The organism is Sphingomonas populi (genome assembly GCF_004208535.1).
Lineage (GTDB): Bacteria > Pseudomonadota > Alphaproteobacteria > Sphingomonadales > Sphingomonadaceae > Sphingomonas > Sphingomonas populi.
In genome coordinates, this window is record NZ_SGIS01000026.1 from 60,156 (window position 1) to 71,564 (window position 11,409).

Consider the following 11,409-nt stretch of genomic DNA (forward strand, 5'->3'; position numbering starts at 1 on the left):
TAGCTGCGGGGCTTAAGCCCGGGAGGAATGCCGATATCCTCAGGCGCCTTCCCGGGACGCCCCGCCTGAGCTGTGGCGGGGTTTCGACGCGCGGCAGCTTGACGTGCAGAGGCGAATAGCATGGGCCAAGGCCGACCTCAGCTACGGCCAACAGCTTAGAGAGGGAGTGCCATGGCCCGCGGACCGCTTGACGACGAGGCGATGGCTCAACTGTTCCTGGCGGCGCGCACCTACAATAGCTGGTCGGATCGTTCACCGGACGAGTCTATGATCCGTCGCCTCTACGAACTCGCTGCATCCGGTCCCACCGCCGCCAACGCGAACCCGGCGAGGTTTGTTTTCATCACCGGCGCTGCTGGCCGTGAACGGCTTCGCCCGCACATCAATCCCGGCAATTTGGACAAGACGATGACGGCACCCTGCTGCGTTATCGTCGCCTATGACACCAAGTTCTACGAGCTGATGCCGCAGCTCTTTCCGTCAAGGGATTTCAAACCCGTGTTTGAGGGCAAGGACGCCCTGATCGAAGATCTGGCTCGGCGAAGCTCGACGCTTCAAGGCGCCTATTTGATCCTTGCCGCCCGTGCGCTCGGTCTGGATACCGGTCCGATGTCAGGCTTCAATCAGGAGACCCTGGAACGGGATTTCTTTCCTGACGGTAGATGGAAGGCAAATTTTCTGTGCAATATCGGCTACGGGACCGACGAAGGCCTGTATCCGCGAAATCCCCGCCTCGACTTCGAGCAGGCTTGCCGCATCGTTTGACGGGGACCTTGCGAGGACCCCAGAGGATCGCGTCGCTTTTTGTCAGTTCGGGCACTCGGCTTGGACGAACATCATCCGAGATCGTTGGTCAGCATTCTGTCCAGTTCCACGCGTTCGTTGCTCCGCTCGCACGTCAGCACATAGCCGCGCACCGTTCCTTCCATGTCCCGGAAAAGAAACTTCAGACCACGGGCGTCATCGGCTTCTTTCTCCCAGGTCCCGGCGACGCCGGCGGGCGCGGGGAGAAGCACGATTGGATAGGCGGAGGTCTTGACCTGCACCGACAGCACCGGGAAGCGGATTTCCGTCGGGGTTCCGAGCGCCGAAGCGGCAATGGCACGGGCAGCCGCCATGATCGGCGTGACATAGGCGGCCAAGCCCTGCGGATACTCCGCGCAATCGCCGATCGCATAGATGTGCGGATCACTGGTGAGGCCGGTGGAATTGACCTTGATTCCACGGCCGGTCTCGATTCCGGCCTGCTGGGCAAGCCTTGTATGGGGCCGCAAGCCTACAGCAGAAAGCATGGCTTCGGCCTCGATCTCGCTGTTGTCATCAAGCACGGCTTTAAAGCCGCCCGCAGCATGATCGATCGTGACGACCTTGCGGCCGAGATGCCATTCGACCCCCATTGCGGCCAGGGCATCGCGGACCATCTCACCCACACCGCCGGGAACCAACTGCGCGAGAGGATGGCCCAGCATGTCGACGACCCGAGGCTTGTAGCCAGCACCTGCCAGATCGTTGGCAAATTCCGTCCCGACCAGTCCAGCACCCATGATCAGGACGCGCGCGCCGTCTGGCAACGCTTCTCGAAAACTGCGGTATTGGTCGAGGGTGTTCACCGCCAACGCCTGTTGCGCGGCGCCGCCGCCGATCTGGGGCTGGACCGGGTCAGCGCCGAGCGCCAGAATGAGCTTGTCATAGCCGATCGCGCCGCCACTGGTGAGCAGCGTCCTTGCCCGGCGGTCGATTGTTTCCGCCGCGCACTTTTCCCGCAGATCGAATTGGAGCTGCGCGGCCATCCGTTCCGCCTGCATCGTCACCAGCGTATCGCCCGTTTTGCCTTTGGCAAACGCTGTCGAAAGGGCGGGTTTCGAGTAAAAATGGCCTTCGTCGAGCGTGACGAGCGTCAACTTGGCATCGGGTGAGAGCTTGCGAAGCTCGCGCAGAACACCATAGCCGGCAAGGCCACTTCCAACGACAACCACATGGTTCGGCATTATCCGTTCCCTCCAGGCGACGACCGGCCCCGTTTCACAAGGCCATACTTCCATTTCGATGAAGAAGTGGTCAGGTCGGCCAAACTTAGCCCGTGACTTGAGGACATACCGTGGTGCCACTCGCCACGGGAGGGACCCCGTTTTGTCATGGTGACAAGGTGGAGCGCTTGCTTCCGCTTCGGCTGCCGCGCGACAAGCCAGGTCATATTATCACCCAGTTCGTCGCGCCGCATCGGCTGCGGACCTGGCGGCTATGACGCGGCGTCAGGAGGCTTAAATATGACTGAAACCATGGTGCTGGATGCCCGGCGCATTGCCTTCGATCTTGAGCAGCCGATTCCCGAACATGTGCCGGCAGATCTGGTTTACGACTATCCACTTACGATTGCCCGCAAAACGACGGAAAATCCTTTCGACCGTATCATCCCGGAAGTCGCGGCCGGCCCGATCGCCTTCTATGCGCGTGGCGCGGTGCCGACGGGCGGAGGGGGCTGGGTGTTCCGTCGTGCGGAGGATCTGCGCGCGATTTTCAAGGACACCGAACATTTCACCGCGCGCGGCTGGACCAGCTTGAGCGGGCTGATTGGCGAAAGCTGGCTTATGACGCCAGTCGAATATGATCCGCCCGAACATGGTCCGTTTCGCGCGCTTTTGAACCCGCTGTTCACGCCGCAGCGGATTCAGGCGCTTGACGCCAAAGTTCGTGAATATGTCCGCAGCTATATCGCCAAATTCCAGGACCGGGGCCAATGCGAATTCATGAGCGAATTCGCGTTCAAGTTCCCGATCACGGTTTTCCTGGAACTCATGGGCCTGCCGCACGACGATGTCGATCAGCTACTGGTCTGGGAACATGGGCTGCTCCACGAGCCTGATTTCGATAAGATCGTCCAGGCCACGCGTTCGGTGCACAACTATCTGGTGGAAAAGCTCGAGGAACGGCGGCGCAATCCCCAGGACGACTTTCTGGGCGTGGTGGCCACCGCAGAGATCGACGGTCGTCCACTCACGCTGGATGAGCAGATTGGCATTGCGTTCAACCTCTATACCGGCGGACTCGACACCGTCTCGACAAATATTGGGCTTCACTTCAGGCATCTGGCCGAGAATCAGGAACACCAGACCTATCTGCGCGAGCATCCCGAACAGATTCCGCTCGCCACAGAGGAGTTCCTGCGTGCTTACGCGGCGGTGTCGACGTTCCGGATTTGCGTGAAGGAGACCGAAGTTGCCGGCGCGCGCGTAATGCCTGGCGATCGTGTCGTCATGAGCACGACGCTGGCATGCCGCGACGATCAGAAATATGACAATCCCAACGAGGTTCGTCTCGATCGAGGTCCGCAGCATGATGCGTTCGCGTTCGGCCCCCATCGCTGCATCGGCATGCATCTGGCGCGACGCGAACTGCATTGCGCGATCGAAGAGTTCCTGAAGGCGATCCCCCAATTTCAGATCGAGCCAGGGGCGACGATTATCTCGACATTGGGACCGATGATCTCCCCCGAAACGCTGCCCTTGGTATGGTCCGTCGATTGAGCCTCAAACGAGGCTTGTCGAGATGACACGGCGCCTGCTGGCTACCTGCCGTTGGAAAGGGTCGCGTCGCCTGAGGCTGGTTTAGGCGAAAGGCGAATGGAGGAGCGATCGTGGCACGACCTTATATCGTCGGCATTGGCGGCACGGCACGGCCGGGTTCGACAATCGAGCGGCTGGCGCGAGCCGTCCTCGCTTCCTGTGGGGCGCTTGGGACGCGCGCGCGCAGGGTCGGAGGCGAGCATCTGCTCTCGCTGCCGCACTATGAACCCGCTCGCACCCTTGTTGCTTCAGGTGTTGCTTCAGGCCGGGGCTCGTTCGATGCCTCCGCGATCCTCCTGCCCTTGGCGCGCAAGTGACGGGTGTCGTCATTCTCGCCGGCGTCCGCACCGCGATCGGCGATTTCGGCGGCAGCCTCAAGGATGTGCCGCCCGCACGCCTGGGCGAGATCGTTATCCGGGCTGCGATCGACCGCGCCGGCATTGCACCGGCTCAGGTCGAGCATGTCGTGATGGGCCAGGTCATCCAGACCATTCCCCAGGACGCCTATCTGGCGCGCGTCGCTGCATTGCAGTCGGGAATCCCGGTATCGACGCCGGCTCTGACACTCAATCGTCTGTGCGGATCGGGAGTCCAGGCGATCATTTCGGCGGCCCAGATGATCCGGCTCGGTGAATGCGACTATGCCGTCGCCGGCGGCGCCGAGAGCATGAGCCGGGCGCCGCATTATGTGTCGAGCGCGCGCTTTGGCCAGAAGATGGGCGACATCGTGATGCTCGATGCGCTTACGACCACATTGAGCGATCCTATCGACGGCTATCATATGGGCATCACCGCCGAGAATATCGCCGACAAGCATGGCATCGGGCGCGAGGAGCAGGATGATGCGGCTGTCGAAAGCCATCGCCGTGCCGCGCGCGCGATCGCGCAGGGGCGCTTCAAGGATCAGATCGTCCCGGTGGAGATCAAGGTGCGTGGCGGCACCGCCGCTTTCGACACCGACGAGCATGTCCGCGCCGATGTGTCCGCTGCGGACCTGGCGAAATTGCGCGCTGCCTTCCGTAAGGATGGTAGCGTCACGGCGGGCAATGCCTCGAGCGTCAATGATGGCGCGGCTGCGCTCGTGCTCGCGTCGGAAACGGCTGCCGCCCGTTCAGGCCTCACGTCGCTGGCGCGCATCCTCGCCTGGGGGCATGCCGGCGTCGAACCGGAATTGATGGGCCTTGGACCGATCCAGGCCGTTCCGATCGCGCTCGAACGTGCTGGTCTTACGCTCGACCAGATCGATGTGATCGAGTCGAACGAGGCCTTCGCGGCGCAGGCATGCGCTGTGGCGAAGAGTCTCAATTTCGATCCCGAGCGCACCAACATCAACGGCAGCGGAATCTCGCTCGGCCATCCGGTAGGGGCCACGGGCGCCATTCTGACGGTCAAGCTGCTGGCGGAGCTAGAGCGCAGTGGCGGGCGGTACGGGCTCGTCACGCTGTGCATCGGCGGCGGGCAGGGCATCGCGCTTGTCATCGAGCGAATTTTTTGAATCTCAATTGGAAGGGCGCGCATGAAGGTGCTGGCCCCGGTCAAGCGGGTGCTTGACCATCATGTGACGCCGGGCGGCACGGGCATGGATCTTGCCAACGTCAGGATGAGCATCTCGACCGGCGAGCAGAAAGCCCCGGAGGCGCCCGGCACCGCGCTTGCGATGGGCGCGGCGGTGACGGAGTTCCATCGAGAAGCGCCATTCAATCCTGTGCGGCCGCATCGAGACCGAGTGGCGTCACCTTGGCGGCGTGATCGTAAGTCTCCCAATTGCATAATATCTTGAACGAACGGAGTCTGAGATGCCGAAGCTGATAGTTTTCACCCGGGAGGGACAGCGCCTTGAATTCGAGGCGGCAACCGGTCTGTCCGTGATGGAGGTGATCCGCGAGAACGGCGTCGACGAGATGTTGGCGCTGTGTGGCGGCTGCTGCTCTTGCGCAACCTGTCACGTTTTCGTCGATCCGGAATTTGCCGACAAGCTGCCGGCGATCAGTGATGACGAGAACGACTTGCTGGATGGTTCCGAGCAACGCGATGCGCGGTCGCGCCTTAGTTGTCAGCTTTCGATGACCGATGCACTTTCCGGTCTGCGCGTGACGATCGCGCCGGAAGACTGATAGCTACCGCGCGCTCACAGGGCAATTTGGTCCGCGAGGCCCCGACGCCGTCGCCGGCGTGGGGGGCCTATACCAAATTTCGCTCGGCCCGATCTGATGACGCGATGAGAGCGTTTTCGCCATGGGCGGAAACGCTCTCGTTTTTTTTGGTTGCTGCATTTTCCGAGGCGTTGACCGTAAGCGGTCGACCTGAAAATGCTCTATGTACTTCCACAAAGACGTCAGACGGCGCCCGCGCCTGCGTCACTTGGCCGGTAAGGCATATGCGACGAGCTGGTCGCTCGATCCCGACAGCATCGCGCCGTGGCCTCCTGCGGCGATAACCACGAATTGGCGGCCGCTCTTGCTGGACCAGTAGGTCGCTGCCGAGGCGTTGCCGCCTGCGGGCAAACGCGCCTTCCACAACAGCCGGCCAGTTGCCGTTTCATAAGCGCGGATCGCATGTTCCTGGGTGGCGGCGATGAAGGTCAGGCCGCTGGCCGTCGCGACGGACCCGCCGATATTGGGCACGCCCATCGGGATCGGTACGAAGGTCGGCAGCGCCAGCGGCCCGCTGTCGCGCGAGGTGCCGAACAGCCGAGTCCAGACCAGCTTGCCGGTCCGCAGGTCGACCGCGCTGATGTGGCCATAAGGCGGTTGCTGACAGGGGATCGCGATGGGCGACAGGAACGGTGCGATCTGCGCGGCATAGGGCACGCCTTCCTGCGCGGCCGGGCCGCCAACGTCGCTCATATGGACGGCGTTCATCGCCTTGATGCCGAGCCGGTTGGCTTCGGCTCTGGGGATCAGCCGGTTATAATTGGCGACCTGCGTATTGTTGACGATCATCAGGTTGCGCTGCGGATCGACAGACACGCCACCCCAATCGATACCGCCGAGATAGCCGGGCCAGGTGATGGTGTAATGATCGGTGGATAGCGGCGTCATGTCGCCATCGAACCGGGCTTGCTTGAACCGGATGCGGCACATGGCCTGGTCGATCGGGGTAAGGCCCCACATCCGTACTTCCGTCGGGCGCGGCCCTCCGAAACTCGGGAATCCCGGGGAATAGGGTTGCGTGGGCGAGAGCCGCTCGCCGGGTACGCCGCCTTGGGGTACGGGGCGCTCGACTACTTTTTTCAGCGGCTTGCCGGTTGCGCGATCCAGAAAGAAAATCTCGCCGCGCTTCGTGGGCTGGAGCAACCCGCGTATGCCGCCGGGGAGGTCGACCAGGGTGGGCTGCGAAGCGACGTCATAGTCCCAAAGGTCGTGATGCGTGGTCTGGAAGGACCAGCGGACCGACCCGGTCTGGGCGTCGAGCGCGACGACAGAGCTGGAATAGCGATCGTCGAGCGCGGTACGATGGCCGCCGAAATAATCGGGCGTCGCATTGCCTGTCGGCACATAGACCAGGCCAAGATCCTCATCGGAACTCATCGGCGCCCAGCTATTGGGGGTGCCCAAGGTAAAATTGCCGCCCGGCGGTGGCAGGTCGTGCGTGTCGGGGCGCCCGGTATCGAATGCCCATGCAAAGTTTCCCGTCACCGCATCGAACGCGCGGATGACACCCGAAGGCTCCTGAATTTTCTGGCCATCGGTCACCCAGCCGCCAAGCACCAGGCGTCCGCGCACCAGTGCGGGCGGCGACGTGACGAAATAATAGCCTTTGTCCACACGGCCGAGGCCGACCTTCAGGTCGACTTGCCCGCCGGAACCGAAAGACGGACAGGGCCGGCCGGTCGCAGCGTCGAGCGCGAGCAGCCGCGCGTCGAGCGTAGCCGTATAAATGCGCTCCGAACAAAAGCCGGTCGCGTTCGGCACGCGATAATAGGTGACCCCGCGACAGGTCAGACCGAATACGCCGTCTAGGTTCGCCTTTGCGGCGTGCCGCCACAATTGCCGGCCCGTTTCCGGGTCGAGCGCCATCACATCGTTATTGCCGGCGCAAAGATACACCCGGTCGCCGACCTTGATCGGGTTTGCCTCGAACGAGGCCGCATGGCCTGGAGTGCCGACGTTGCCGGTGTGGTAAACCCATGCGGGACGCAGATTGCCGACATTGGCGGGCGTGATCTGCGCCAGCGGGGAGAAGCGCGAGCCGCCCCGGTCGTTCCCATAGGCGATCCATTCGCCGTCTGCGGGCTTCGCGGGGGCAGGCCCCCAGGCGTTGCTGCGGGCGCCGGGTGTCAGGTCTGCCCAGAAAGCCGTGCCGATGCCTGCAAGCAGCAGTAGCGCGAGGCCAGGCCACAACAGGCGCGCGCCGGGCAGCGGCTCGGTCGAGCCGACATGTCGCCGATAATAGGGGCTGAGCATGTAAAGCCCGATGCACGTCGGCATGGCGAGCCGCGGGGCAAGCGCCCAGCCGTCGAGGCCCACTTCCCATAGCGCCCATAGCAGGTTGAGCGCGAGGAAGGCCCAATACACCATTGTCGAGCGGCGTGACCTGCGCATCCCCAAGATGGCGGTCACAATCATTACGAGGCCTGAAAGCAGATACCAGGGCGAGCCCCCGAGCAGGGCCAGCTTTGTTCCCAGCCACGCCAATAGTGCGCCTGCTGCAATCAGGAACAGCAGAAAACAGCTATTGAAGATGCGTTGCATCGGTCGAACCTCTCGTAATGCCATTATAGTCTAAGCCTCGGTATTCGGAGGGCCGAGCTTTTGCGTTTTGCCTGGACGGCGCCGCATCCCCCTATCGGGAGGTCGGGGATCATCAGGCATCAAGTGCCGCCACGGCTGAAGCGTGAACTATCCGGGATCAGATCGTCGCTCGGTGATCGGAGGCTGCGGATAGCTAAATGGGTGCGACGTGGTGTGGGACCGTGCGATCCAGAGCGGCGATCATGGATATTCCTTAACATGATGTAGGGTCGGTCCCGACAGGACGGATCGTTGCTGCGCGGAACCGGGCCGGTCTCCTTGGTAAGGTCAAAGATCAAGATCGATCTCCTATCGGAAGAGAGGTTTGAGACACTGCAACGCCAAGCCCCTGTTTCGAACAACCAGCAACCGCATCGTGGAGCGATCTCAATGCCGCGACCGCGCATGCGCTCAGCACGGCGAAGGTCGCGGGCTAAAAGGTGGCGCGCCGGTTCGCGCCGAAGCCGCGCGACTATAGGGACGTTCGCGCTGTCCCGGGTGCTCTTAGGATTTGATCTCGGCTGGGCTGGCTGCGGCCATCGACCCTATCGAATGGAAGGTTTTCGCTCGGCCCGCGTGCGACATGTGCCTGGCAACAATATAGAGTGATCTCGATCGCGAAACCCGTGGTCAGCAAGATCCGTTGATGGAGATACCGATGCCTGCAAGCATTCCGCCGTTCACGCTTGAAGATTTTGACATGACGCCAGCCAAGCGCGCGGAGCTCACGCACGGCCTGACCGAACGCCAGGCGTTCATGGGGAACCGCTGGATGGATATGCTCAGAATCGTGGGCGCCGGTCGATGGGAGGGCTATGAGGACTATTTCGACACCGACAAGTTCACCTATTCCAATCCCAACCGGCCGGATTTGGCCAGCTTTGCTGTATGGTCCGCCGGGGGCAGGGAATTGCTCACGACCTTTCCGCCTTGCGTTTACCGTACCCTAGGGATTTGGGCGCGAGGTGATGACGAAATCTGCACCTTCAATCATCATCACGGGAAACACACCGGCGGCCCCTATATGGGTGTCCAGCCAACCGGCAATGAACTCAATGTGTTGTGGTTCTCGCGGGTCAAGTTCGAAGGCGACAAGATCGTTCAAATCTATTCGATCTCCGACGTTCTATCGATGCTCATCGACCTCGAAGTCATCTCCGCCCCCCAGCCCGTCGATCCCTACAAATGACAGATGAACTGGCGGCCCGCCGGATTGATTGGGGGCGATACCGCGCTATGCTCTTCTGCGGCGCTAGCTGACGGGTCGGAAGAAAACCCCAAGCCACCCGCGTGCTCGTCCAACGTCGGTGTGCGAATTTTGTGCCTGAGCTACGGGTTGGGACTGTGTCGAACAAGAACCGTGAGAAGATGGTAGAATGGTTGAGCGACTGAAGGTTGTAATCGATAAGGCGGCGTGCTGCGGCTACGGGATCTGCGCCGAGATCTGCCCGCAAGTGTACAAGCTCGACGCCAATGGCATTGTCTACGTTGACGACGCGATCGTGCCGCAAGGTCTCGAGGAGAGCGCACGGGAAGGCGCAGGTGCCTGCCCTCAGTCCGCCCTCAAGGTCGTTCCGGCCTGATTTTCCGAGGCAATTGGGCCGATCACCACCGAGATGGTGCGTAATGGCATTGCCGAAAGCTTGGGCCTCCCCCGATCGTTCTGAAATCGGAAGAAGCCCCAGGGGCATGAGGAGCCGGGGCGCGGGAATCCGCTTACGATCCAAATAGCAGTTGAGGAAGCGCGTGTCGGCTGTTGTCCGGTAATACGCGCTCGATGAGCGTTCCCGATAGCGGCAGTTCAGAAGGTGATGAGCTGTCGAACGACCTCTCCGCGATGGAGCCGGTCGAATCCCAGGTTGATGTCATCCAGGCCCAGGCTCCCGCTCATCAGACGATCGATGGGAAGGCGGCCGGCCTTGTACAGATCGATATAGCGGGGGATGTCGCGCACGGGCACACTGCTCCCGATATAGCTGCCTTTGAGTGTGCGCTCCTCGCCGACGAGGCTCACGACGCTCAAGGGTAAAGTCTGCCCCGGAGGCGGCAACCCCGCGGTAACGGTAGTTCCGCCGCGCTTCGTCATTCGGACCGCGGCATCGAGGGCCTTGATGGAGCCCGCCATCTCAAAAGCGAAATCCACGCCACCGCCGGTCAGGGCGCGAACGTACTCAACCGCGTCCTGTTCGCCTGCATTGATCACCGCGGTAGCACCCAGGGATTGGGCAAGCGCGAGCTTCTCTGACGATAGATCAACCGCGATGACCTGCGCTGCGCCTGACGCAACGGCGCCTAGCAGTGACGCCAGGCCAACCCCTCCCAGACCGATCACCGCCACGCGCTGCCCGGGTTTGACAGCCGCAGTATTCACCACAGCGCCAACGCCGGTCAGCACCGCGCACCCGAACATCGCAGCTTCCGTCAGCGGCAGATCTTTGTCGATCCTGACGAGCGAACGGCGCGAGACGACGGCATGGTCGGCAAAGGCCGAGCAGCCCAGATGGTGGTGAATACGCTCCGATTGGAGATGCAAACGGCTTCCGCCAGCAAGGAGTTCCCCTCTGGCGTTGGCGGCCGCGCCCGGTTCACAGAGCGCGGGGCGGCCTTCGGAGCAGGAGCCGCAATGGCCGCAGCTCGGCATGAACACCATTACGACGTGATCGCCTATCGAGAGATCTTCGACTCCCTCGCCCAGTGCTTCGACGACACCCGCTGCCTCATGACCAAGCGCCATCGGCATCGGCCTCGGCCGGTCTCCGTTGATGACCGACAAGTCTGAATGGCACAGGCCAGCGGCTGCTATCCGCACAAGGACCTCGCCGCGCTCAGGGGGGGCGAGGTCTAGTGACTCGATCACCAGCGGCCGCGTTTGCGCGTAAGGTACTTCAGCACCCATATTGCGCAGTATTGCGGCTCTGATCTTCATGACAATTCCCTTACTTCTGGCGAGTATGCTCTAGTTTTGCGCCAAGATATCTTGACGAACCTAGAGCATAAATCGACCTGATTGAATCGTGGGCGATTCCCAAATCGGTTGCGATCTGATTCAGTACGGCCTTCGAGCAAGGAGGTTGATACATGCCCAGGGCGCTGTCGGTTGATCTACGCAAGCG

At 61.9% G+C, this 11,409-nt stretch carries 9 protein-coding genes and 1 pseudogene; 7 read left to right on the forward strand and 3 right to left on the reverse strand.

From position 1 onward, the window contains the following. Positions 1-171 precede the first annotated feature (171 nt). Positions 172-765, forward strand: a complete 594-nt coding sequence (locus EWE75_RS16220) for a malonic semialdehyde reductase (RefSeq protein ID WP_130159142.1) — start codon at positions 172-174, stop codon at positions 763-765. A gap of 71 nt (positions 766-836) precedes the next feature. Here EWE75_RS16220 and EWE75_RS16225 read toward each other — a convergent pair whose 3' ends face one another. Further along, the gene (locus EWE75_RS16225; RefSeq protein ID WP_130159143.1) at positions 837-1,988 is read right to left on the reverse strand and encodes an NAD(P)/FAD-dependent oxidoreductase; all 1,152 of its coding nucleotides are present in this window, start codon (positions 1,986-1,988) and stop codon (positions 837-839) included. A gap of 279 nt (positions 1,989-2,267) precedes the next feature. Here EWE75_RS16225 and EWE75_RS16230 point away from each other — a divergent pair, with 279 nt between their 5' ends. The 4 genes and pseudogenes from EWE75_RS16230 to EWE75_RS16245 all read left to right on the forward strand — a co-directional run bounded on the left by EWE75_RS16230 (position 2,268) and on the right by EWE75_RS16245 (position 5,677). Then, positions 2,268-3,524 (forward strand): cytochrome P450, encoded by a 1,257-nt coding sequence (locus EWE75_RS16230; RefSeq protein ID WP_231708400.1) that lies wholly within the window; start codon positions 2,268-2,270, stop codon positions 3,522-3,524. A gap of 352 nt (positions 3,525-3,876) precedes the next feature. After that, positions 3,877-5,058: a beta-ketothiolase BktB gene (gene bktB / locus EWE75_RS16235; RefSeq protein ID WP_130159144.1), complete on the forward strand. Its 1,182-nt coding sequence runs from the start codon at positions 3,877-3,879 to the stop codon at positions 5,056-5,058. Positions 5,059-5,079: 21 nt separating this feature from the next. Then, positions 5,080-5,169, forward strand: a pseudogene (locus tag EWE75_RS26275) (electron transfer flavoprotein subunit beta/FixA family protein); the annotation flags it as partial. Between the two features lie 190 nt (positions 5,170-5,359). Further along, a complete protein-coding gene (locus EWE75_RS16245; protein ID WP_130159145.1) occupies positions 5,360-5,677 on the forward strand; it encodes a 2Fe-2S iron-sulfur cluster-binding protein in 318 nt (105 codons plus the stop codon). A 243-nt stretch (positions 5,678-5,920) separates the two neighbouring features. Here EWE75_RS16245 and EWE75_RS16250 read toward each other — a convergent pair whose 3' ends face one another. Beyond that, positions 5,921-8,257 carry a membrane-bound PQQ-dependent dehydrogenase, glucose/quinate/shikimate family gene (locus EWE75_RS16250; protein ID WP_130159146.1) on the reverse strand — a complete coding sequence of 779 codons (2,337 nt, stop codon included), beginning with the start codon at positions 8,255-8,257 and terminating at the stop codon, positions 5,921-5,923. Between the two features lie 697 nt (positions 8,258-8,954). On the opposite strand from EWE75_RS16250, the gene EWE75_RS16255 reads away from it, so the two are divergent. Further along, positions 8,955-9,485, forward strand: coding sequence for an ester cyclase (locus EWE75_RS16255; protein ID WP_130159147.1), 531 nt, complete (start codon positions 8,955-8,957; stop codon positions 9,483-9,485). 187 nt (positions 9,486-9,672) lie between these two features. After that, positions 9,673-9,879, forward strand: coding sequence for a ferredoxin (locus EWE75_RS16260; RefSeq protein ID WP_130159148.1), 207 nt, complete (start codon positions 9,673-9,675; stop codon positions 9,877-9,879). Between the two features lie 218 nt (positions 9,880-10,097). Here the strand turns inward: EWE75_RS16260 and EWE75_RS16265 are convergent, their stop codons facing one another. Then, complete coding sequence (locus tag EWE75_RS16265) at positions 10,098-11,222, reverse strand: zinc-dependent alcohol dehydrogenase family protein (RefSeq protein WP_130159149.1); 1,125 nt, start codon at positions 11,220-11,222, stop codon at positions 10,098-10,100. Between the last annotated feature and the right edge of the window lie 187 nt (positions 11,223-11,409).

Bases quoted from the DNA above. Each gene is read 5' to 3' on its own strand.
- EWE75_RS16230 (WP_231708400.1), top strand. From the start codon at position 2,268: ATGACTGAAACCATGGTGCTGGATGCCCGGCGCATTGCCTTCGATCTT.
- EWE75_RS16255 (WP_130159147.1), top strand. From the start codon at position 8,955: ATGCCTGCAAGCATTCCGCCGTTCACGCTTGAAGATTTTGACATGACG.
- EWE75_RS16260 (WP_130159148.1), top strand. From the start codon at position 9,673: ATGGTTGAGCGACTGAAGGTTGTAATCGATAAGGCGGCGTGCTGCGGC.
- EWE75_RS16250 (WP_130159146.1), bottom strand. From the start codon at position 8,257: ATGCAACGCATCTTCAATAGCTGTTTTCTGCTGTTCCTGATTGCAGCA.
- EWE75_RS16225 (WP_130159143.1), bottom strand. From the start codon at position 1,988: ATGCCGAACCATGTGGTTGTCGTTGGAAGTGGCCTTGCCGGCTATGGT.
- EWE75_RS16265 (WP_130159149.1), bottom strand. From the start codon at position 11,222: ATGAAGATCAGAGCCGCAATACTGCGCAATATGGGTGCTGAAGTACCT.
- EWE75_RS16220 (WP_130159142.1), top strand. From the start codon at position 172: ATGGCCCGCGGACCGCTTGACGACGAGGCGATGGCTCAACTGTTCCTG.
- EWE75_RS16245 (WP_130159145.1), top strand. From the start codon at position 5,360: ATGCCGAAGCTGATAGTTTTCACCCGGGAGGGACAGCGCCTTGAATTC.